Genomic DNA, 23811 nt, shown 5'->3' on the forward strand with positions numbered 1-23811 from the left:
TGTTTACCACCGTTTCATTTGCCGGTATGACGTCGGCGATTGCCCCGTTTTCTTTTTAAACAAAGCGGCAAAATAATCCGCATTCTCGATGCCTACCGTCGATGCGATTTCTGCGATCGTTCGTTCTGAATGGGCAAGCAAATCGAATGCTTTCTCAATCCTTTTCTGCAGGATGTATTCTGCCGGCGAGACGCCTTTGATTCGTTTAAACGTCCGCTGCAGATGAAAAGGGCTGATATGGCACCTGTCAGCCAAAGCTTGCAGAGACAGCGGATCGCGAAAAGATCCCTCGATGATTTGCACCACACGCTGTGCCAGCTCTTCATCCGGCAGCAGCATCCCGGCCGGATTGCAGCGTTTGCAGGGGCGGTACCCTTCTGATAAAGCATCTTTTGCATTGAAAAAGATCTGCACATTTTCGATTTGCGGAACTCTCGATTTGCAGGAAGGGCGCAAAATATCCCGGTCGTTTTGACCGCGTAATAAAAAACTCCGTCATAGGCGGAATCGTTTTCCGTAATCGCCCGCCACCTTTCAGGCGTCAATCGTGATTTGCTGTTCATATCTTCACCCCGATCTATGTCAGTATAACCTAAATGACAGCCGGAGGTGGAGAGGCGGAGAATGGCACAGCAAGAAGACAAAGAAGAAGAAGAGGGACTGTTGCTTGGACCTCCGAAACGCGGTACAATTCATTTACAATCAGGATGAGGTGAGAATATTGCCGAAATCAGTGAAGCAGGCCTCCTAAAATAAAAATCTATATTTTAGGAGGTAAAACATGAATTTTCAAACAATCAAGCTCGACACTTGGTATAGAAAACCTTATTTTGACCATTACATGAAGGAAGCGAAATGTTCTTTCAGTATAACGGCAAATGTCAATGTGACAAATTTGCTCGCCATGCTCAAGAAAAAGAAGCTCAAGCTGTACCCGGCTTTTATTTATATCGTATCAAAGGCCATTCATTCGCGTCCCGAGTTTAGAACAACTTTTAACGGCCAAGGACAGCTGGGATATTGGGAACAAATGCACCCGTGCTATACGATTTTTCATCAGGACGACCACACGTTTTCCGCACTCTGGACAGAATACTCAGATGATTTCTCACGGTTTTATCGTCAATATCTTCAGGATGCTGAGCGCTTTGGAGACAAAAAGGGCTTGTGGGCTAAGCCGGACATCCCGCCCAATACGTTTTCAGTTTCTTCTATTCCATGGGTGCGCTTTACAAACTTTAATTTAAACCTAGATAACAGCGAACACTTGTTGCCGATGATTACAAACGGGAAATATTTTTCAGAAGGCAGTGAAACATTTTTGCCCGTTTCCCTGCAAGTACACCATGCAGTGTGTGACGGCTATCATGCCGGCGCTTTTATGAACGAGTTGGAACGGCTTGCCGCCGATTGTGAGGAGTGGCTTGTGTGACAGAGGAAAGGCCGATAGGATTCGGCCTTTTTTATATGCACTTCTTAGCGGGTCTCCTAACATCTCTCACTGCTGTTTGAATTTACTCACGGCATTTGGAACGCCGGCTCTCAACAAACTTTCGGTAATGAAAATCATGAACCAAACGGATCGTCGGCCTGATTAACAGCTGAAAGCTGCCGATCACAAACATCCATATTCCCGCCGGCTTCAGTTCCTCGGAGAAGAAGCAGAAGCTTCCAACAAGGAATAAAAGACCGATGAGAAAATCGTTTAATGTATGAAGAACTTTGTATCTTTTTTTGAAAAAGAGTTCGTATCGATTGTTTTGGTTTTGCGGCATTGCTTGATCCCTCCAGTCCATTTATTACCCTGCCGGAAGCAGGAGTGAAACGTCGGTATGCATAGGATTTATGAATAAGGAAAAACATATGGGGACATAAACCATCGAGGAGTGAAAAATATGCGGCGGCTATTCATAGGTGCATTGTGCCTGTTCGGCTTGATTGTTCCGACATTTGAAACAAAAGCGCTGACGTTTGAAGAATTGCCGGTTAAACAGGCTTCAAAACAATGGGAAGTTCAAATCGGTAAAGCCGAAGCCGGGAACGGAATGGCGAAGCCGGAAAAAGGTAGGTTTCATACTTATGCTGTCGAAATCAAAAACATTGGACACGATGTAGCTTCGGCGGAAATTTATCTCTATCGGAATGAGCCCAATTGTTCAACGAAATTTTCGCTTTGGAACATTCCTCACGAAAATGCGGTCTCTTTAGCCAAAAGCTTAAATGACGGAAGCCCTGTCAAACACCGGAATTTGCTATTGGCAGAGAAAGCGACCGAATTGGAAGTGGACTTGATTTGGACGGAAAAAGGGAGTGAAGGCAGACTTTTAAAGGAATCGTTTATTTTCAAAGGGAGATGAATCATGAAGAAAGAGGCCGTTGAACCGTCAACGGCCTTTCAGCGTGTCGACAAACCCTCGCATTCGTTGTCAGGTCTGCGCGTCGGTGCTCACGAATAGGAGAAGGATCGGCGGCTAACCGCTCAGGCGTCCTGCCTGAACGCCGCCGTCATCACATCCTGTGAAAGTCAGCTTCCGATGCTCGGCCTTCCTAGACTGCAAGGGTTTTCAATCATGCTGAAGGGATAACAAAAAATACCGTTGAACCGTCAACGGCCTTTTTTGTGAAGATTAAGGCAGCCGGTCGGTCGTCCAACATGATATCGAAGTGAACGTTGATCAGCAGAGCTTTTCACAAAACATTTACATTTAGAGAAAAATACAGGATGTTTTCACCAATATTTTCTCAATGATGATACACTATTGACAAGCTGTGCTACTTTGGGAGGGGTGTTTCTATGGATGCTGATGAAGCAAAAACACCAAACTGTGTCATGAGAGCACGATCAAATCGATATAAAAGTAGGAGAGCCAGGGTTGTCAATCTGTAAAAGATCTTTTTTATCCCGTGATTCGGCTTTAAAGTTCTGAATCTTCAAGAAAGTTTGCCGCCTTGTTGCTGATCAATCGAGAACAAAGGATGATACATATGAAAAGAATAGATAAAATCTACCATCAGCTGCTGGATAATTTTCGCGAAACGAATATCCAGCAGCTTTTAAAGATACAAGGGAATTCGGCTCAAGAAATCGCCGGACAGCTGCAAATGGAGCGTTCAAATGTCAGCTTTGAATTAAACAATCTCGTTCGGGCCAAAAAGGTGATCAAGATTAAAACGTTCCCCGTGCGCTATGTCCCGGTGGAAATCGTTGAAAACATCTTGAACATCAAATGGAATTCAGAGTTGATGGAGGTTGAAGAACTGAAGCGGTTGGCTGACGGCCAAAAAAAGCCGGCGCGCAACATGTCCGCCGATCCCCTCGAGCTCATGATCGGGGCTAAAGGGAGCTTGAAAAAGGCAATCTCTCAGGCGAAAGCGGCTGTCTTTTATCCGCCGCACGGCTTGCACATGCTGCTGCTCGGTCCGACGGGTTCGGGTAAATCGCTGTTTGCGAACCGGATCTACCAGTTCGCCGTTTATTCGGACATATTGAAGCCCGATTCCCCGTTCATCACATTCAACTGTGCCGATTATTATAACAATCCTCAATTATTGCTCTCTCAATTGTTCGGACATAAAAAAGGGTCGTTTACAGGTGCCGGCGAAGACAAAGCAGGATTAGTCGAACAGGCGGACGGGGGCATTCTGTTTATGGATGAAATTCATCGTCTCCCGCCGGAGGGGCAGGAAATGCTGTTTTATTTCATTGACAGCGGCACATACAACAGGCTTGGTGAAACAGAGCATAAGCGAACGGCAAAAGTCCTGTTTATCTGCGCAACAACAGAAAACCCGAGTTCTGCTTTGCTGAAGACATTTTTACGGAGAATTCCGATGACCGTACATATCCCTTCGCTCGATGAACGGTCCCTTGGAGAAAGAGTAGAACTGACAACGTTTTTATTGGGGAAAGAAGCAGAGCGGATCAAAAAAAACTTAAATGTGCATATCGATGTCTATAATGCATTGATTAATTCTGCAAAATTCGGAAATGTCGGGCAGCTGAAATCAAATGTGCAGCTCGTCTGTGCGCACGGATTTTTAAATAACCTTGACAAAGACGAGGTTGTGGAACTGACCGTCCGGGATCTTCCCGATGAGATCAAACAGGACTGGATGTCCAGCAGCAAAAATATCGAACGGAGCAAAATGATTTCTGAATACGTCAACATTACAACGATCATCTCTCCAATTGTGGAAGATGATACAACGAAAATCGATGACTCATTTAACTTATATCATGTCATAGAAGAAAAAGCGAAAATCCTGAATAAAGAAGGCTTAACAAAAAAACAAATCAATCAATATATTTTAACGGATATTCATTTGCACGTCAGAAGCTTTTTTAATCAGAAAATGCTTCAAAACCACAGCTTGCTCAAATTCGTTGAAGACGACGTGATTCAGATGACGAAAGAATTAAAGGAAGTCGCCGAACATGAGTTAGACTGCAAATTCGACCGTAAATTCATCTATTTCCTGAGCATGCATATCGCCGCATTTTTAAAGCGCGGAAAGCAGGTTGATATCTTAAACCCGCAGGAAACAGATGAAATCAGGGAAACCCATGTGAAAGAATATGAGGTCGCACTGATTTTCAAAGATAAAATTCAAGCGTATTTTAAAGTAACCGTTCCGGAAATCGAAGTGATCTACTTGACGATGCTGATTCAGTCGATTAAATCATGGAAAGAAAACAAAAGGACGGGCATTGTCGTGGCGGCCCATGGAAACAGCACAGCAAGCTCTATGGTTGAAGTAGCCACTGAACTGCTGGGGAGCACCCCGATTGCTGCGGTTGATATGCCTTTGACCGTTTCACCCGCGGAAATCGTCAGCAGTCTGGCGGAGAAAGTGAAGCAAGTTGATGAAGGTGAAGGCGTATTAATGCTTGTCGACATGGGATCGCTTGCGATGCTGGAAACAAGGCTCGAACAACAAACGGGCGTAAAAATAAAAACGATCAGCAATGTTACGACATCAATGGTGCTTGATGCCGTCCGCAAGGTGAATTATTTGAATTTGAATTTGCACGCCATCTACGATTCGGTTACAAAGGATTTCATCGATTTATGGGCCGATAAACCGCGGGTTTCAGGCAAAAAGAAGGCGATCGTCTCCATTTGCACGGCGGCGGAACAGCGAAAAAGCTCGAAGAGATCTTAACATCAATCGTGAGCAGGACATCCGATGAACAAATCAGCATTTTGACGGTGTCATCGATAAAATTAGCAAGCCGCATGAAAGAAATTGAAAAAGCGTATGAGATCCTTGCCACGGTGGGCACGAAGAATCCTAAAATCGATGCTCCGCACGTGCCTTTAGAAGTATTGATTGAAGGCGAAGGAGAAAAAGTGATTCAGCAAGTAATCGGAAACGGCAATATCCCTGTGAGCGGCGGATTATCCGGTAAAAATGTGGTGGTGAAGGAGCTGTGCGAAGACAGCCTGAAGAAGTATCTTGTCTTTTTGAATCCCTATCATATGATAGACATGCTGTTGGAGTGGCTTCAGACGGTTCAAGACGAACTGCGCATCACATTCAGCAACGCGGTGCTGATCAAAGTCATCATGCATACCGCTTTTGCTTTTGAAAGGGTGATCAAACAAAATCCGATCGCTTTTCCTGAGGAAGAAGAAATGAATGATCAGCTTGAAAAAGTTCTTCACATCACAGAGAAAACATTAAAGCCTTACGAAGAAAAGCTTGGACTCGCGATCACTGAAGATGAAAAAATATTTATCGCGTCCATCTTTTCTGAAGAGTTATAGCTGTTTTCCATGAGCGATTTTTTCAGATAAACCTGTATTAAGTGGAATCCCATTTTAATACAGGTTTATTTTTATGCTTGAATGTGTTTCAAACTTAAAAATCATTCGTCTTGAGATACAGTGAAAGCGCTTAATACAACTTTGTTGGCACGATACTTGCATTATAAATAAGCGAACGAAAAAAGAAAGGAGCAATGTACATGATTACAGTCATTATCAGCGGCCACGGAAACTTTCCCACAGCATTAAAAGAATCTTCAGGGATGATATTCGGAGAAGAAGACAGCCTGATCGCGGTGCCGTTTCTGAAAGGGGAAGGCATTCAGACACTGCAAGAAAAATATCATCAGACGCTGAAGGACATTCCAGAGGAACACGAGGTGCTTTTTTTAGTGGATATTTTCGGCGGGACGCCATATAACGCAGCGACCCCTTACATCGCGAAGGAGCGGAGATTCGATATGGCAGCCGGCGTGAATCTGCCGATTTTATTAGAGGCATTGAGCTTGAGGAAGCATATGCCGCTTAAACAACTGCTGAACCAGTTGAAAAAGATGAGCCGGGAATGCTTTCAAATCTGCAGCGAACAATTGGAAAAATTCAGTCAGTCCAATCAGGGAAGAGAGGATGAATTGTAATGAAAATCGTTTTAGCAAGAATTGATGACCGCTTTATTCACGGCCAAGTATTAACAAGATGGATCAAAATCCACGCTGCTGACCGCATTATCGTTGTCTCTGATGAGGTGGCGCAGGACGAAATGAGAAAAACGCTGATCCTTTCTGTCGCACCTTCAAATGTGAAAGCCAGCGCCGTTTCGATCTCCAAAATGGCCAAAGCGTTTCACAGTCCGCGGTACGAAGATACGACGGCAATGCTGTTATTCGAAAATCCGGGCGACATTGTTTCCTTAATCGAAGCAGGTGTTCCGATCGAAACAGTCAATGTCGGCGGGATGCGCTTCGAGAATAACCGCAGGCAAATCACGAAATCGGTCAGCGTGACTGAAAAGGACATCAAAGCGTTTGAACAATTGCACGGATTGGGCGTGAAGCTGGAACTGAGGCAGCTGCCGTCAGATTCGAGCGAAGACTTTATGCAGATTTTAAGAAACGCAACAAAATCCTAGAAGGAGGGTTCTAAAGCCATGTCAACGATTCAAATTATTTTGCTGCTCGTCATTGCAGCTATAACAGGTATCGGTAGTGTATTGGACGAAGGGCAGACACACCGTCCGCTGATTGCCTGCACGTTGGTCGGCCTGGTTCTCGGGGATCTGAAAACAGGCATCATTCTCGGCGGAACGCTGGAGCTGATGGCGCTTGGCTGGATGAACGTCGGTCTTGCAATGGCCCCCGATACGGCTATCGCTTCCGTGATTTCGACCATTTTAGTGATTACCGCCGATCAGGGAATCGGCGAAGGGATTGCCGTCGCGGTGGCTTTGGCTGCTGCGGGTCAGGCGCTGACGATTTTCGTCAGGACGATCACCGTATTTTTAATTCACCGCGCCGACAAATACGCAAAGGATGGCAATTTTAAAGGAATTGAAATCATGCATATTACCGCCATGGCGTTTCAGGCGCTGCGCGTTATGATTCCGACATTGATTGTGGTTCTGATAAGTGTCAGCGCTGTTCAGGCGTTTTTGGGAAATATTCCGGACGTCATCACAAAAGGTTTGCAAATAGGCGGGGGCATTATCGTTGTTGTCGGATATGCGATGGTCATCAACATGATGAACATTCCGTATTTGAAGCCGTTTTTCTATATCGGTTTTTTGCTGGCCGCGTTTACCGATTTCAATTTAGTCGGCTTCGGTGCCCTCGGGCTCTGTCTGGCATTTTTATATCAGCAAGTGATGCAAAAAAATCATGCGCAGGGGGCGGTGGCTGCCGCCAGTGACAGCAGCGTGGCCGCTTATGATGATGACGATGATCTGGATGCTTAACAATTGAGGAGGGACGAATAATGGGCACAGAAAAAAGGTTAACGAAGAAAGAGATTTTCAGTATGTTTATCCGCTCAAACTTTTTGCTCGGATCATTTAACTTTGAGCGTGTACAGGCGCTCGGCTACTGCTACGTCATGATTCCGGCGATCAAAAAATTGTACGGTCCGGGAGCGAAACGGAGCGAAGCGCTCCAGCGCCACTTGGAATGGTTTAATACGCATCCGTGGCTGACAGCGCCGATATTCGGCGTGACCGCTGCGATGGAAGAAGAAATGGCCAACAATAAAAAGATTGATGCCAAAGCGATTAATGGAATGAAAATCGGCTTAATGGGCCCGTTGGCAGGTGTGGGCGATCCGATTTTCTGGGGGACGTTGCGTCCCGTTCTGGCAGCCTTGGGAGCGTCGCTTGCTTTAGGCGGAAATATCGCCGGCCCGCTTTTGTTTTTCTTTTTAATCAACGCGGTCAGATTAAGTACAAAATACTACGGGTTAAAGTACGGCTATGTGAAAGGTATGGAAATTTTGCAGGACTTGGTCGGGAACCGCATTCAAAAAATGACGGAAGGCGCTTCAATACTCGGGCTGTTTGTAATGGGAGCGCTCGTTTCCAAGTGGACGACGATCAATATCCCGATCGTCGTGTCGAGAATTAAGGATGATGCAGGCAAAGTCGATGTGCAGACCGTGCAAAACATTTTAGACAGCATCATGCCGGGGGTACTGCCTTTAGGATTGACACTGCTCGCTGCGTGGATGCTTCGCAAAGGGGTGAATCCTCTTCTCATGATTTTCGGTATTTTTATCATCGGGATTGTCGGCTATTGGACTGGTTTTTTGGCATAAAATGACTTAGTTGTTCTTTTCTTAGCTTTTGGAGAGGCAGGTCCATTCGGCCGCAAAAAGGGGGCGGCTGTTTGGACTTCCTGCATTAACCGTCACTAAAAACCGTGTGAAGAAGAGGGGAGAAAAGGGATGAAAAAGAAAATGATTCAGATGGGGATCATAGGGGCCATGATGTTTCCGGAAGCCTTTTCCGCAGCTGCGGCCGACCCGGACTACTATAACGAGGATCATCGGCCCAAGTATCATTTCACGCCGGAAGCAAACTGGATGAATGACCCGAACGGGATGGTGTATTACGCGGGAGAATATCATCTGTTTTATCAATATCATCCGTATGGCCTGCGCTGGGGGCCGATGCACTGGGGGCACGCAGTAAGCAAAGATTTGGTCAAGTGGGAGCATTTGCCGGTCGCGCTGTATCCTGATGAAAAAGGGACGATTTTTTCGGGCAGCGCTGTCGTCGATCGGAATAATACAACAGGGTTTCAAACAGGGACGGAGAAGCCGCTCGTTGCCATTTATACGCAGGACCGGGACGGGGAACAAGTACAAAGCATCGCTTACAGCAATGACAAAGGCAGGACATGGACGAAGTACTCAGGCAACCCCGTCATTCCAAATCCGGGAAAAAGAGATTTCCGAGATCCGAAAGTCGTTTGGCACAAACAGACGAACAAGTGGGTGATGTTGCTTGCAGGCGGCGACCGAATTCTGATCTATACATCGCCTGACCTGAAGCAGTGGACATATGCGAGCGAATTTGGAAAAGGAGAGGGCAGCCATGGAGGCGTGTGGGAATGTCCGGATCTGTTTGAGCTTCCTGTAGAGGGCAGACCGAATGAAACGAAATGGGTGATGCAAGTCAGTGTTGGAGACGGTGCTGTCTCAGGAGGATCAGGCATGCAATATTTCGTCGGAAGCTTTGACGGAACAACCTTTAAAAATGAAAACCCGCCGAATCGCGTATTATGGACAGATTACGGCAAAGACTTCTACGCAGCTGTCAGCTGGTCTGATATCCCGCGGTCTGACGGACGAAGGCTTTGGTTAGGATGGATGAGCAATTGGCAATACGCAAACGATGTTCCCACTTCCCCGTGGAGAAGCGCAATGTCTATCCCGAGAGAACTAAAATTGAAAGCGTTTTCTGAAGGGTTCAGAATTGTTCAGGCTCCGGTAGCGGAGCTGGAGTCGATCAGGGGTGTATCGCAAAGGTGGAAAAACAAGATCATTTCGCCTCGAAACAAAAATTTTTTGAAAGCGCTGTCAGGTGATGCGTACGAAATCAATGCGGAATTTCAAGTAAATACCGGAACTGCGGCCGAATTCGGCTTTAAAGTCCGAACAGGGGAAAACCAATATACGAAAATCGGCTACAGCAAAAACAGCGCTTCACTGTTCGTCGACCGAAGCCAATCCGGAAACGTCTCCTTTAATCCGAACTTTAACACCGGAAAGCATGCGGCCCCGCTGCAACCGGTCGGCGGGAAGGTGAAGATGCGCATTTATGTCGACCGCTCTTCAGTTGAAGTATTCGGCAACGACGGGAGGCAGGTGATCACCGACATTATTCTGCCGGACCGATCCAGTAAAGGGCTTGAAGTATACGCATCTAACGGGTTTGTCAAGCTGAATTCGATGACGGTTCATCCTCTGAAAAATGTATGGGGAACGTCTCCCTTTCAATCGAATTTGACCGGCTGGACGACCGTAAACGGTGTATGGGCCGACACGATTGATGGAAAACAAGGGCGATCTGACGGGGATTCGTTCATTTTATCTTCAGCAAAAGGAACAGATTTCACATATGAAGCAGATGTCACGGTAAAGGATGGAAATGGCAGAGGGGCGGGTGCTCTCGTGTTTCGGGCCGACAAGGATGTTCAAAACGGATACCTTGCCAATGTGGATGCCAAGCATGACGTGGTGAAGTTTTTTAAATTTGAAAACGGCTCGGCTTCTGTTATTGCCGAACACCGCACACCGATAGAAGCCGGCCGGAAATATCACCTGAAGGCGGTGGCCCGCAGTTCCAACTTTAATATTTACTTGGACGACCGATTGGTGATAAGCGCCCGGGATTCCACGTTTACCGAGGGAGCATTCGGCTTGAATGCATGGGATGCGACCGCAGTCTTCCAACATGTTTATGCTGATCGATGACGATGAAGCTGGAATGCCGGGCATTCCAGCCTTTCATTTAAAAGACGCTGCGGACCAATCCGCCGTCCGCCCGCAAGGCTGCACCATTGATCGGCGAGGAAAGCGGACTGCTTAAAAAGGTGACAAAGTGCGCGATTTCTTCAGGCCGAATCAGCCTTTGTATGATAGAGGTCGGCCGGTTTTCTTTCATAAACCGCCTTTCCGCTTCTTCAACCGTCAGGTTTTCATCCGGATAAAGAGTCTTCAGCATCGTTTCAACGCCTTCGGTTAAGGTTGAGCCCGGCATAACGGTATTGACAGTCACATTTGTACCCGTAGCAAGCTCTGCCAAGCTCCGGGAAATCGATAGCTGCATCGTTTTTGTTGCGCTGTAATGCGCCATTTCCTGTGACGGCATAACTGCGGCTTCGCTCGCAATAAAAATGACCCGCCCTTCTTTTTTCTCGATCATGCTTTGCAAATATCTCCGCGAGAGCCTTACTCCGCTCATAATATTCACTTCGAAAAAGCGGAACCAATCCTCATCCGGAATCTCGAAATATTCCGCCGGCTCAAAAATTCCTAAATTATTAAAGAGGGGACCGCGTTTGTTTGACCGGGCAAAAAAAGCATCAAAAAACCGCCGTCTGTAAACGGCGGGCTTACTGTTTATGGGGAATTCAATCATAGCAAGTAACGGTGATGTATGTATCGTTCCCTTTAAACAGAACGAGTTCTGCTTTTTTATTCGCACCATCTGTAAAATCGCTGACATCGATCACCGGACTGTTGTTTTTCGGTCCGACGTAGATATTTTTTCTTACGATTTCGGGCGTGCTTCCCGCCCCGTCAACTTCATACAGCGTAAAAGTAAAGCCATAAAAGCTGTTGTTGTGAAAATAAAATTTCCCTCCGCCTGATTTAATGATCGGAGTCTGCGATGTCATGCCATATGTGCCGATATTATCCCATACACCGGCACCTGCTGCAGACGCCGAAGAAAAAGGCAAAAGCAAACACGCCAAAGTGAGCAGTAAGGCACCGATTTTGCTGAATTTCATGATTGGTCCTCCTTTTTAGTCACTACACTGGGGATTGTATCATTCATCACAGATGAAAGAATGAGGCATTGTTCCCTGAAAAATTGGGTTTATCTTTTTCATGCGATGCACTTTTTGCGAGCGGCATCCATAAATTGTGCTTTTATTAAGAAAAAAGGCCGATCATGGTCTGAGGCGCTATAACATATGAAGCAGATATCCCATGCAGGGCCCAATTCTGCCGAACGCTCCCTCAATCCCCGCATTGTTATCAGGAGAAATCTGTTGTTTTAACGTTGTTTCCTTACCGCAGTTTTTCGAGGTTTTTTTCTTTTGAAATCGAAATAGGCACTGCTAATGATTGACAACATTTTCAAACTGACTTAAACTTAGTTTGTTGGTTAAACTAAGTGTAGGCATGAGGAGTGGATGAAAAAGGGAGACCATTTTTATGTTCTGATCATAAGCAACCTTTGAAATCTGATTTTTGTGAAAATTTCAAAATGGAGGTGATAAGATCGCATAAACCTACAATCTTGAAGAGAATTCGTGGTTGACGAGAGAAGCATCTGTCTCACTTCGGCTGAAAGGCCGCTTGCCAGGTTTAATGTATGCGTTTTCATATAAACTTATCATAAAGCCGCTTTGAAAGGCTGTGGAGGAGGTAAGAATCATGACGGGTGAACATGTAAAACAAGTTAGTATGTATGAGAAATCCGGTTATGCTTCTGGAGATTTAGCATGTAATTTAATTTACACCACGGTTTCTACATATCTTTTATTTTTCTATACGGATGTTTATGGTTTATCAGCCGCTGCCGCTGGAACAATGTTTCTGATTGTTCGAATCATTGATGCGCTTGCCGATCCTTTTATCGGAACATTAGTAGACCGAACAAACAGCAGATTCGGGAGGTTTAGGCCGTATCTGCTGTTCGGCGCGTTTCCGCTTTCTGTACTTGCCATCCTCTGTTTTACAACCCCGGATTTTTCAGATACCGGAAAACTAATCTACGCCTATATCACGTATGTCGGTTTATCGCTCACATATACGGCGATAAATGTTCCATACGGCGCTTTAACCTCCGCGATGACGAGAGATAATCAAGAGGTCGTCAGCATTACTTCGGTTCGGATGGTCTTTGCCAATCTTGGCGGACTCATCGTATCTTTTTTTGTTCCTTTACTTTCTACTTATTTAGGTGATACGACAGGAAACACGGCTCTTGGCTGGCAGCTGACGATGAGCATGCTGGGGATCATTGGCGCCTGTCTATTAATCTTTTGTTTTAAAAGTACAAAAGAACGGGTCACTCTGCCAATGTCCGAAGAAAAAATTAAATTTTCCGATCTATTCGAGCAATTTCGGGTGAATCGTCCGTTAGTCGTTTTAAGCATTTTCTTTATCATTATTTTTGGCGTCAACTCAATAAGCAATTCCGTCGGCATTTACTACATGACGTACAATGTAGGCAGAGCTGATCTTGTGAAATGGTACGGCTTGCTTGGAAGCCTTCCTGCATTGGCCATCCTGCCGTTTATACCCCGAATCAATAGGTGGCTGGGAAAGAGAAAGCTATTAAATGCCGCTTTATTATTAAATATCATTGGACTTTTGGCCATTCTCATTGTTCCGCCAAGCAATGTGTTTCTGGTGCTCTTCTTTCGTGTCATTGCCGCAGTTGGAAGTGTGACGGCCGGGGGATATATGTGGGCGCTTATCCCTGAAACCATCGAATATGGCGAATATAAGACAGGGAAACGCTTGAGTGGATTGATTTATGCGATTATCGGCTTCTTTTTCAAGTTTGGCATGGCACTCGGCGGAATCGTTCCAGGACTCATACTGGAGAGGTTCGGCTATGCCGCAGGTCAGGTCCAAACTCCTGAAGCGTTGACAGGGATATTATTAACGACAACTGTAGTTCCGGTTATTTTCCTTATATTAGCTATGATCGACATTAATTTTTACAATTTAAGCGATGAAAAATATGCAAAAGTCGTACGTGAATTAGAGAATAGAGATAAAGTGACCTGGACCATATGAATGAATTTGAGTGGGAATAGGGCTAGCCGGCTTACACTTTAAAGACAACCGTTAGGAGGAATGAAGATGAAGATTATCAATCCGGTGCTTAAAGGTTTCAACCCGGATCCATCCATATGCAGAGTAGGGGAGGATTATTATATCGCAGTATCAACCTTCGAATGGTTTCCAGGAGTGCAAATCCATCATTCGAAAGATTTGGTGAATTGGCGTTTAGTTGCACATCCGTTGCAGAGGGTTTCACAATTGGATATGAAAGGGAATCCCGACTCAGGCGGTGTATGGGCGCCTTGTCTAAGTTACAGTGAAGGAAAGTTTTGGCTTATATATACAGATGTAAAAGTTGTGGATGGAGCCTGGAAAGACTGTCATAACTATTTAGTTACTTGCGAAACCGTCGATGGGGATTGGGGGGAGCCGATTCAACTAAATAGTTCCGGCTTTGATGCTTCATTGTTCCATGATGTCGACGGAAGAAAATATTTGTTAAATATGCTGTGGGATCACCGGATCGGCCGCCATTCATTCGGAGGCATTGTGATGCAGGAATTTTCCGTGCACGAAAAAAGGCTTATCCATCATCCGAAAATCATTTTTGAAGGCACAGATATTAAACTGACTGAAGCGCCGCACCTTTATCATATCGGGGATTATTACTATTTATTGACAGCGGAAGGCGGTACCCGTTTCGAGCATGCCGCCACAATTGCCCGTTCAAAACATATCGAAGGACCATATGAGATTCACCCCGACAATCCAATTTTAACGTCTTGGCACGAACCTCGGAATCCGTTGCAGAAATGCGGACATGCATCAATTGTGGAAACGCATACAGGCGAGTGGTATTTAGCTCATTTAACCGGGCGTCCTATTCATCCTGCTGATGACTCGGTTATTCACCAAAGAGGATATTGTCCTTTGGGAAGAGAAACCGCGATTCAAAAATTGGAGTGGAAAGACGGCTGGCCTTATGTGGCAGGCGGAAAAGAGGGGAGGGTGGAGGTGGAGGCGCCCCGCATATCTGAAACCAAGTTTCCATCGACATATGAGGAAGTCGATCAATTTGCTGATCGGACATTAAATATAAACTTTCAGACATTGCGGATTCCCTTTACGAAAGAATTAGGATCATTGACTGAAAGGCCGAATCATTTACGTTTATATGGACATGAATCACTAACCTCCACATTTACCCAGGCGTTTGTAGCCAGGCGTTGGCAAAGCCTCCGTTTTACAGCGGAGACTGCTGTTGATTTCAGTCCGGAGACCTTTCAGCAAGCAGCGGGACTCGTGAATTACTACAACACCGAGAACTGGACGGCTCTTCAAGTGACTTATGATGAAGACCTTGGGCGCATTTTGGATGTAACGATATGCGATAATTTTACATTCTCACAGCCGATAAAAGACAAAATTGTCATCCCGCGGGACATACAATATGTTTATTTAAGAGTAAATGTCGAATGGGAAACATATTATTACTCCTATTCTTTTAATCAAAAAGACTGGTATAAAATTGAGCTCCCGTTGGAGTCTAAAAAATTGTCAGATGATTATGTGCGCGGAGGCGGATTCTTTACCGGAGCTTTTGTGGGAATGCAATGCCAGGATACAAGCGGGGCACATCAACATGCCGATTTTGATTACTTTATGTACAAAGAGCTATGAGTCAAAAAAACACCGCCCCCGACAATCGGGGGCGGTTCAAATTTGCTTTCGTCCCTTCCCGTTTTAATGCCTCTTTCCCCCTCGGTTCATTTTAAAAGTCGTCATCCTCGCTCGCTTTGGGGTAAGTGAAACGCAAAAGGAGCAGATGCATGATGGAACCTTTTAAATTAAACTTCATTACTTAACAATGATTCCGGAAGGTGTTCATTAATGAACATCCATAAGACAAAGGACCGGGGGATAGGCGCTCATTTTGCATGCATATGTTCTTTTTTGCTGGTGTCGATGATAAATACAAAAAATTTATATTTTTAAAAATTCGCACTTTACAGGTAGGTATAGTATAGATTATATTTAACAATAAAAATAAAACCAATTGAAGTGGGAGGCCAACATGAAAAAGCTGATTGTGTTTGTCTTGATAGGATTATTTGCGCAGCTGATAGATGGCGCCTTAGGGATGGCGTACGGGGTGACATCGTCATCATTGCTGCTTGCCTTCGGCATTGCACCGGCGGTTGCGTCAGCATCCGTTCACCTGGCGGAAGTGGTCACAACCGCGGCATCTGGTGTGTCGCATATAAAGTTTGGAAACGTCGATAAACAAACGGTCAAACGACTCGTCATCCCAGGATCACTCGGGGCATTTCTCGGCGCTTCCTTTTTAAGCAACATTCCGGGTGAGCTTGCGAAACCTTATATTTCAATGTTTCTGCTTGTTCTCGGCGTGTATGTGCTCATTCGATTTCTATTCATGTTTAAAATAGGAGAGCAAAAAAACAATATCAGCCTTTCGAGAAAAAAAGCCGTTCCCCTGGGATTAATCGCGGGTTTTGCCGATGCAACCGGAGGGGGCGGCTGGGGGCCGATTGCCACTCCTGTTTTGTTATCCAAAAAAGGCGTCAGTGCGAGAAAAGTAGTGGGAACTGTTGACACAAGCGAATTTGCCATTGCCGTTTCGGCAACGTTAGGATTTTTCATTTCTCTCGGCTGGGAAGAAGTCAATTGGCTGTGGGTTGGTGCATTGATGATTGGCGGAATTATTGCGGCACCGATTGCCGCCTGGCTGGTGCAGAAGGTGCATGCCCGATTAATGGGCGTTCTGGTCGGCGGGCTGATCATCCTCGTCAACACAAGAACGCTGGTCCATTCGTGGATCGATCAAACAGCATTATATCCGGTTATTTATATTGGAATTATCGCAGCTTGGATATCAGCTATTGTCTATATTGTTGTAAAAATAAGAACAAGTGATCAAACTGCTCAAGCGTTTAATCAGTAACTCTGCGACGGCTTTAGACTTTCATGGACGTTTTAAAAAAGAAGCGGAAGTCGATAAGCAAGGAAAGGAAAGAAGAACTTCACGCTGTCAACAAACGAATAGATTCCGATCGGACAACCGAAGGGCTCCTGTTAGACTGCCGTTCCTTGAAAAGGAACTGTTAACTAAGAGGATTTTTTATTTTTAAATTTACTTATAGCGAGATCGGCATAGCGCCGGTCTCAGCTTGTTTTCATTCCTTTTTTACATCTCCCCGTCTCATTTCTATACAAGGAATGCGGAAGGTGTTCATTAATGAACACCTCCCGCTTGATTGCCGATTGAATGTGAATTTCCCTGAAATTATAATATTTGTGAATGAGTGGATGTGAACAGCCTAACGCATTATCTCGGTATACAATTCCGATCAGGCTGTTATTTACAAAAACAGAGATGGAGGTTGGATGTATGTCTTCAAAACAAGAGGAGAGCTTCGCCATATTAACTGAGAGAGAATTGTCTTCTGCAGCATTTAAAGATGAGGCGTATGAATTTTACAAGCGATTACGCGCTTCCCGTCCTGTCTGTCCCGTATCGATGGGGGAGCTGGGCGAAGGCTGGCTCATTACGAGGTACGATGATGCGGTCCATATATTAAAGGATGCAAGAATGAAGAAAAATTACGAAAATGTGTTTACAGAAGAAGAATTAGAGAACTTTTCCGCTCTGGAAAATGAAGAACCTTTATCAAAGCATATGCTCAACGCAGATCCCCCCGACCACGGCCGTTTGCGGTCTCTTGTTCAGAAAGCATTTACTCCCCGGATGGTTTTACAGCTCGAAAACAGAATCCAAAAAATCGCTGATTCCTTATTGGATCAAGTAGAACCGAACCATTCTATGAATCTTGTAGACGACTTCGCTTTCCCGCTGCCGATCATTGTCATCAGCGAGATGCTTGGTATTCCGCTTGAAGATCGGCAAAAATTCAGAGTTTGGTCCCAGGCGGTGATTGATTTTTCTGACACGCCCGAAAGCCTGGAGGAATACAAGTATAAAATAGGCGAATTCGCTGAATACCTGGAATATTTGGTCCGCAAAAAAAGGGACGAGCCGGCTGAGGATTTAGTCAGTGCATTAATTCAGGCAGAAAGCGAAGGAACGAAATTAAGCATAGAAGAGCTGTATTCGACGATTATGCTTCTTATCGTCGCAGGACATGAGACAACGGTAAACTTAATAACCAATATGACCTTTGCCTTGCTGAACCACCCTGAGCAGCTGGAAAAGCTTCGTCAACATCCTGATTTAATCGACTCAGCCATTGAAGAGGCGCTCAGATTTTACAGTCCCGTGGAATTAACCACCTTGCGCTGGGCGGCCGAACCGTTTACATTGCACGGGGAGGAGATTAAGAGAAAAGATGTGGTCATCATTTCATTAGCCTCGGCCAACCGCGATGATACGGTCTTTTCGAATGCCGACCGCTTTGATATTGAAAGAAAGGATAACCGCAACCTTGCTTTTGGCCATGGCAGCCATTTTTGCCTCGGCGCACCGCTTGCCCGATTGGAAGCCAAAATCGCCATTCAAACCTTGCTGCGCCGCTTTGAACATATAGAGATTAAAGGCGAAAGGGAGCAAATCAAATGGAAAGACAATTTTCTGATGAGAGCTTTAGAAGAACTGCCATTATGTTTTTAAATGGGTAGATTTGCGGTCAGCCGTGACTTGTTATCTGTCATTTCGGCCGAACAAAAAGCAGACGTCCATCTATCACAGGGCTCATAAAAATCGTACTCCCCGATATGACGGGGAGTACTCTTCTTGCCGGCTTAATTGTCTATTACTTATTCAGGTCGCTTTCACGAAGGCATCCTCTCATCTTTTCCTCGCAGATTTACCGCACCTCGACAATAAAAACCTTTAATTTTCTCATTGATTTTAATATTTGTAAGTTTTTTGTTTCTGTTTATAATTAGAAACATATGTTAATGTTCCGGTACCTGTTAAAACCGCTTAACAGATGAGCATTCCCGGAATGTTATGTGAGGCTCTTTAAAATATACTGGCTAAAGAAGAAAGGTGTTTTTTAATTTGAGAGGATTCATCAAATGGACAGGGGTGGCGATTCTGTGTATCGGCTTATTCGCCTGTACTTCCAACAAGAATGCTGAAAATGTTCATTACGCAAAAGACGACAGACAAACATTGGATATTTATACACCGCAAACAAACGAGGGTGAAAAACATCCCGTTCTCATCTACCTTCACGGCGGAGGATGGACAAGCGGCGACAAAAGCAGGGCTGCTTCGAAGCCGGCATTTTTTACAGATAACGGCTATGTTTTTGTATCTGTCAACTATCGGCTTCATCCGGATGTTGAGTATGATGAGATGGCTGATGATGCGGCCAAGGCCGTAAAATGGGTGATGGATCATGCGGACGAGTATCAAATCGATCCGTCAAAAATCAACGTCATGGGACACTCGGCAGGGGGACAATTGGCCGGATTAATTGCCGCAGATTCAACATATTTAAATCGTGTCGGCCTCACGCCGGCCGCACTCAATTCGATTGTTGTTTTAGATGGCCCCTTGGATATGAAACGATTCATCGAAGCGATCCCGTCTTATAAAGAAGTGTTTGGCACAGACGAAAAGGTGTGGACAAAAGCATCGCCGCTTTCCTACATAAACAACTCAAAATTGCCGCCCGCCTATCTTGTGACCCGCTGGGAAGACCCTGCCGTTTACAAGTTCGCGGAAACCGTAAACAAAGCGAAAGCAACGGATTTTGTTTATCAAGTCAACAGCTTATCTCACAGTGATTTAAATAAGATGTTCGGCTCTCCGGATGCGCCGGCAGAAGCACAGAATCTGACAAAAGCGGTTATGGCGTTTTTAGAGAAGGAAAATAAATAGACTAAACGGGCCGATTTAGCCTCCTATGCATTTGGCTGAAAGTGTATAAACAGCTGTTAAATTAGCAGAGAAAGGCCTGAATTTTAAATCCGGCCTTTCTCACACTTGTTCCCCCCCTCACTCATAAAGCATCGATCTGCAAAATCCCAAAATATAAACAAAACATTAATAAAATCAAGCCATTTGATTAACAAATTTACGATACGATCATATAGAACTTGATGGTTGGGAGATGAAGAGCAAGGGGGATATGATGTGAGAATGAAACGGTTAAGGATGAGGAAGCATTTACTGATAGCTGTCTGTTCTTTGGCACTTCTTCTAAGTTCTCCGGATGTAGGCGATGCGAGCGCAGCCACTAAACGAACAACCGCAGCTTCGCCGTACTCTTCCGGATTTTTCGTAGATCATTACAAAAATAATATCTCTGCTAATATGACGGTGGAATCCAATCCTGTCATCGGGGTACTTTCCGAATTTAATAAACTTTGGACCCCCGGAAAGACGTGGAATACCGGTACTAAACTGAACAGCAGAGTGTTGGATGCCAACATCCAAAAAGTCGTGGATATTGCTGAACACCGCACGATGCTTGAGGAAAGTGCTGCATATTTTGATGATCGGAGGGGCCAGAGCTACAGTGTTATTGACGGCCTCGGGAAGCTGGCTGACGTCTATCGAATGAACGCGGGAGCGACGACAACGATCATCAGTATCCCGGCAGATGCCTCGATAAAAAAATATCATGATGAAGGAACCAATTCAGGCAGCACCAGCTCGGAACTTGGACATGTCGTGAGTTTGGTCAATACTTTACGCGGCAACTATTCTTCATCGAATCCGGCTAAAGGCTATTTCAATTATCCCCGCCCGTTTCGCTGGAAAGACAATTCGATCATTGTTCCAACGCTTATTCCCGTCATCAATCCTGATCCGAACAAAGACGGAGGTTTTCCAAGCGGACATACGAACGCCGCATATCTCAGCGCTTTTGCTTATGCCTATGCGATACCAGAGCGTTATCAAGAGCTGCTGACTCGCGCTTCAGAACTCGGTCATAACCGGATTGTTGCCGGTATGCATTCCCCGCTGGACGTCATGGGGGGAAGGGTAATGGCAACAGCGTTGTCAGCTGCGATTCTGTCTGATCCCGACAATGAAAAATTGAAGAAAGCGGCTTATGATGAAGCTCATCGTAAACTATTAACGCAAACCGGTACAGGCGAAGACAGATACAGCGATTATGAAACGAATAAAAAACAATATACGGAACGATTGACATATGGATTTCGTCAAATGAAGACAACCGCTAAACCAATGGCAGTTCCAAAGGGAGCCGAAGTCCTGCTGGAAACGCGTTTTCCTTACCTTGACAAAAAGCAGCGCCGTTCGGTTTTGGCCACTACCGGTCTTCCGGCCGGCTACCCTGTTCTTGATGATCGAGAAGGATGGGGAAGGCTTAATCTCTTTTCCGCCGCAGATGGGTATGGTGCTTTTACCAAAAATGTTACCGTGACCATGGATTCCGCAAAAGGCGGCTTCCATACAGCCGATCGCTGGCGCAACGACATCTCCGGCACTGGAAAGCTGACCAAAAAAGGGACAGGCACTTTGAAGCTGGAAGGGGATAATACATATTCCGGCGGTACACGGATTAATCAAGGAACGCTTGAGGGCGGTTCGGAGACAGCTTTCGGGAGAGGTGATGTTACACTAAACGGAGGCATCCTTAAGGAAGATGTGCCGGGAAAACTGATCATCGAAGGAGACTACAAACAATCTGCTGAAGGAATACTTGAACTTCAGCTCAGCGGCAAAAAAGATCAGCTGAAAATTAAAGGCAAAGCAAAATTGAAAGGGATATTACGCCTCAATTTTACGGACAATTACGTACCGGCTGACGGATCGGCGATCATAACCTTCCGCAAGCGTCATGGCTCATTTTCTTCCGTCGAGACCAAGGGGTTGCCAAGCAAGTATAAAGTGAAGATCATCTATAAGTCCAACAGTATTCAGTTGAAAGTTGAGCAAAAGGGGAGAAGCTGATCTGTAAGAGGATTCACGTCACCAAAAGCTGCAAGCTGGCGCATACTGCCGCCAGCTTGTTTTTAGTGTTGACGAAGTCTATCTTGAACGGGGGATCTTAAAAAATAGTCGGCACCATTCCTCCGTCCATACGGATCGGAGACCCTTTAAATGCGGATGCATAAGGACTGCATACAAATGCCGCCAATCTCCCGATTTCAATAGGCTTGATAAATCGCTGTATTTCGGATTGAGGCAGGTTTGTGGTCATAAATTTCTTCTCTTTTTCCGAAAAAGTCATCCCTTCATCAGGGTACATTCCCTGAATAATTTGCTTCACATTCTCAGAGAGTGTCGGCCCCGGCATGATCGTATTGACCGTTACTTCTGTACCGATTGTTAATTTTGATAAGCTTTTTGCCAAAGATAATAGCATTGATTTTGTCATACAATACTGAGGCATCTGCCCTGAAGGCATCATCGCTTCTTCACTTGCAATAAAGATGATGCGGCCAAAATCACTTTTCAGCATTTTCGGCAAATAAAATTTAGTTAAACCGTTTGCAGCCAGCACATTGGTGCGGAAGTATTTTTCCCATACTTCATCGTCAACGTTTTCATATTCCATGATTTCATAAATGCCCATATTGTTTACTAAAATATCGATTTGAGGGTATTTTTTAAATAAAGCTTCCCTTTGCCTAATATCCACGATGTCAGCCGCGGCGTTTTGGGGAGAGGTGGCAGGAAAAGCTGATTTTATTTCATTGACTGTTCGTTCTGCCTCTTCCTCATTTCGTCCGTTAATGAGGACATGAACACCTTCTTTGGCAAGTTCAATAGCGATGGCTTTTCCTATACCTTTCGTCGATCCTGTAACTAATGCTGTTTTATTTTTTAATCCCATATCCATCAAACATTTCTCCTATTCTAGTTAAGTCCATTCATCCGGGTTTGCTTACGCCAATTAGAAGGTGTCTCGCCTTCCCAGAGGCGGAAGGCCCGGTAGAATGAGTTCTGATCTTCATATCCGATCAGAAAGGCCACTTCTTTAATATCGAGCGAAGGGTCTGCCAAGTACTCCCGCGCCTGCTCATGTCTGACTTGGATCAACAGCTGTTTAAAGCTAGTGCCTTCGTCAGTAAGCCGGCGCTGCAAGGTGCGGCCGCTCATTCCTAATTCGCCCGCGACAGTCCGAATGTCTGGGTGCCCTCCTGTGAGCGTGCGTTTCATGATCCACTTGACCACTCCGGTAATTGAAAGGCTATTTTGCTGATCATTCAACGATTGATCCAGCACAGGAGTCAGAATCTCCAGCAACTCTGCATTATACGAGACAAAAGGGCGGTCCAGATCTCCTCGATGCAGCGTCAGCCGATTCCGATCTGCACCGCTCCGGATACGGCAGCCGAAGTATGCTTCAAGCGCCTGCATGTCGCCCATTGGGTGTGCAAACTCGACCGACTTCGCTGTCAACGGCTGACCTGTGCCCCGGCGTCCGAGTTCGAGAAGAAATGCCAGTGTAATGCCAATCAAGAGCGGCGGACCGGGTTGCTTATCATCCAACCATTCCAGTTCGATTGCGCAGTGCTCACCTTCCTCGGTGATACGCAAACTTTCAGGAGGGCATAATTGTTTGTAGCGGGCCATTCGCTTTAGCGCGTCGCGGTAGTCACGGGCATGGTAAGCCGCTAATACGGCCGGAGGGTAATGTGCCGGCTCAAAGCCGGTCGCAAGCTTGATGATTCCTTTGGAAACATCATCAACAAGGTCGGAATACGCCTGCCAGATCGCGAAGTATTGGGCGGCGGTGACAACTGGTTCAGTCATCATGGTGAGCGGCAGCTGGGCTTTTCGGAGCACGTCAGAGGCATTAATTCCTAAGTGACGCAATCCTGCCCAAAACCCTGCCGGGAATTTAATTCGATTATGAGACATCATACGTATGAGCACTCCTTTAACTTTCTGCACCTTCGCTCACTTGGTCGTCATTGCGTCCTGCCTTGTTGGCGGGACAGTTATAACTTTACCTATCCATTGTCGGACTGTAACTAGCAAAGGACGACATTTAACTTGCCGATTACGCCGAACGTGTCAGCGTACGAAGACTGTGACAGGCGGGCGCCTGTATTCTAT

At 45.5% G+C, this 23811-nt stretch carries 17 protein-coding genes and 3 pseudogenes; 14 read left to right on the forward strand and 6 right to left on the reverse strand.

Features of this window, described 5'->3' with window-relative positions; translation table 11 throughout:
• Positions 1–3: 3 nt before the first annotated feature.
• A pseudogene (locus tag ACVC9U_RS05125) lies at positions 4–563 on the reverse strand (bifunctional transcriptional activator/DNA repair enzyme AdaA).
• A gap of 218 nt (positions 564–781) precedes the next feature.
• Between ACVC9U_RS05125 and catA the strand changes: the two are divergent.
• The gene (gene catA / locus ACVC9U_RS05130) at positions 782–1432 is read left to right on the forward strand and encodes a type A chloramphenicol O-acetyltransferase (RefSeq protein WP_075752133.1); all 651 of its coding nucleotides are present in this window, start codon (positions 782–784) and stop codon (positions 1430–1432) included.
• 82 nt (positions 1433–1514) lie between these two features.
• Here catA and ACVC9U_RS05135 read toward each other — a convergent pair whose 3' ends face one another.
• Positions 1515–1775, reverse strand: coding sequence for a YrhK family protein (locus ACVC9U_RS05135; RefSeq protein WP_075752135.1), 261 nt, complete (start codon positions 1773–1775; stop codon positions 1515–1517).
• 120 nt (positions 1776–1895) lie between these two features.
• Between ACVC9U_RS05135 and ACVC9U_RS05140 the strand changes: the two genes are divergently transcribed.
• The 7 genes and pseudogenes from ACVC9U_RS05140 (at position 1896) to ACVC9U_RS05170 (ending at position 10730) form a co-directional block, all read left to right on the forward strand.
• Positions 1896–2357 (forward strand): hypothetical protein, encoded by a 462-nt coding sequence (locus tag ACVC9U_RS05140; protein WP_075752137.1) that lies wholly within the window; start codon positions 1896–1898, stop codon positions 2355–2357.
• 628 nt (positions 2358–2985) lie between these two features.
• A pseudogene (locus tag ACVC9U_RS05145) lies at positions 2986–5768 on the forward strand (sigma-54-dependent transcriptional regulator).
• Positions 5769–5968: 200 nt separating this feature from the next.
• Entirely contained in the window at positions 5969–6406 is a 438-nt protein-coding gene (locus ACVC9U_RS05150) for a mannose/fructose/sorbose PTS transporter subunit IIA (RefSeq protein WP_075752141.1), read from the forward strand.
• Complete coding sequence (locus tag ACVC9U_RS05155; RefSeq protein WP_075752143.1) at positions 6406–6897, forward strand: PTS sugar transporter subunit IIB; 492 nt, start codon at positions 6406–6408, stop codon at positions 6895–6897. The genes ACVC9U_RS05150 and ACVC9U_RS05155 overlap by 1 nt, the downstream gene beginning before the upstream one ends.
• Before the next feature lie 18 nt (positions 6898–6915).
• On the forward strand, positions 6916–7719 hold the full coding sequence (locus ACVC9U_RS05160) for a PTS mannose/fructose/sorbose transporter subunit IIC (RefSeq protein ID WP_441390197.1): 804 nt from the start codon (positions 6916–6918) through the stop codon (positions 7717–7719).
• A gap of 20 nt (positions 7720–7739) precedes the next feature.
• Positions 7740–8567 carry a PTS system mannose/fructose/sorbose family transporter subunit IID gene (locus ACVC9U_RS05165; protein WP_075752147.1) on the forward strand — a complete coding sequence of 276 codons (828 nt, stop codon included), beginning with the start codon at positions 7740–7742 and terminating at the stop codon, positions 8565–8567.
• Between the two features lie 129 nt (positions 8568–8696).
• Complete coding sequence (locus ACVC9U_RS05170; RefSeq protein ID WP_075752149.1) at positions 8697–10730, forward strand: glycoside hydrolase family 32 protein; 2034 nt, start codon at positions 8697–8699, stop codon at positions 10728–10730.
• Between the two features lie 37 nt (positions 10731–10767).
• Here the strand turns inward: ACVC9U_RS05170 and ACVC9U_RS05175 are convergent, their stop codons facing one another.
• Together ACVC9U_RS05175 and ACVC9U_RS05180 are read right to left on the reverse strand one after the other, a co-directional pair.
• Positions 10768–11484, reverse strand: a complete 717-nt coding sequence (locus ACVC9U_RS05175) for an SDR family NAD(P)-dependent oxidoreductase (RefSeq protein ID WP_391509910.1) — start codon at positions 11482–11484, stop codon at positions 10768–10770.
• Entirely contained in the window at positions 11390–11770 is a 381-nt protein-coding gene (locus ACVC9U_RS05180) for a hypothetical protein (RefSeq protein WP_075752151.1), read from the reverse strand. The genes ACVC9U_RS05175 and ACVC9U_RS05180 overlap by 95 nt, the downstream gene beginning before the upstream one ends.
• Before the next feature lie 652 nt (positions 11771–12422).
• On the opposite strand from ACVC9U_RS05180, the pseudogene ACVC9U_RS05185 reads away from it, so the two are divergent.
• The 6 genes and pseudogenes from ACVC9U_RS05185 (at position 12423) to ACVC9U_RS05210 (ending at position 21696) form a co-directional block, all read left to right on the forward strand.
• Positions 12423–13816: pseudogene (locus tag ACVC9U_RS05185) on the forward strand (MFS transporter).
• A 46-nt stretch (positions 13817–13862) separates the two neighbouring features.
• The gene (gene xynB, locus ACVC9U_RS05190) at positions 13863–15464 is read left to right on the forward strand and encodes a xylan 1,4-beta-xylosidase (RefSeq protein WP_075752155.1); all 1602 of its coding nucleotides are present in this window, start codon (positions 13863–13865) and stop codon (positions 15462–15464) included.
• Between the two features lie 394 nt (positions 15465–15858).
• On the forward strand, positions 15859–16746 hold the full coding sequence (locus ACVC9U_RS05195; protein ID WP_075752157.1) for a sulfite exporter TauE/SafE family protein: 888 nt from the start codon (positions 15859–15861) through the stop codon (positions 16744–16746).
• Positions 16747–17193: 447 nt separating this feature from the next.
• The gene (locus ACVC9U_RS05200) at positions 17194–18429 is read left to right on the forward strand and encodes a cytochrome P450 family protein (RefSeq protein WP_075752159.1); all 1236 of its coding nucleotides are present in this window, start codon (positions 17194–17196) and stop codon (positions 18427–18429) included.
• Positions 18430–18822: 393 nt separating this feature from the next.
• Entirely contained in the window at positions 18823–19650 is an 828-nt protein-coding gene (locus ACVC9U_RS05205) for an alpha/beta hydrolase (RefSeq protein ID WP_075752161.1), read from the forward strand.
• Between the two features lie 261 nt (positions 19651–19911).
• Positions 19912–21696 (forward strand): phosphatase PAP2 family protein, encoded by a 1785-nt coding sequence (locus tag ACVC9U_RS05210; protein WP_075752507.1) that lies wholly within the window; start codon positions 19912–19914, stop codon positions 21694–21696.
• A 97-nt stretch (positions 21697–21793) separates the two neighbouring features.
• On the opposite strand, the gene ACVC9U_RS05215 is transcribed toward ACVC9U_RS05210, so the two are convergent.
• Positions 21794–22588 carry an SDR family NAD(P)-dependent oxidoreductase gene (locus ACVC9U_RS05215; RefSeq protein ID WP_075752163.1) on the reverse strand — a complete coding sequence of 265 codons (795 nt, stop codon included), beginning with the start codon at positions 22586–22588 and terminating at the stop codon, positions 21794–21796.
• 17 nt (positions 22589–22605) lie between these two features.
• Positions 22606–23613: a helix-turn-helix transcriptional regulator gene (locus ACVC9U_RS05220; RefSeq protein WP_075752509.1), complete on the reverse strand. Its 1008-nt coding sequence runs from the start codon at positions 23611–23613 to the stop codon at positions 22606–22608.
• Positions 23614–23811 lie beyond the last annotated feature (198 nt).

The organism is Bacillus sp. GM2 (genome assembly GCF_056155945.1).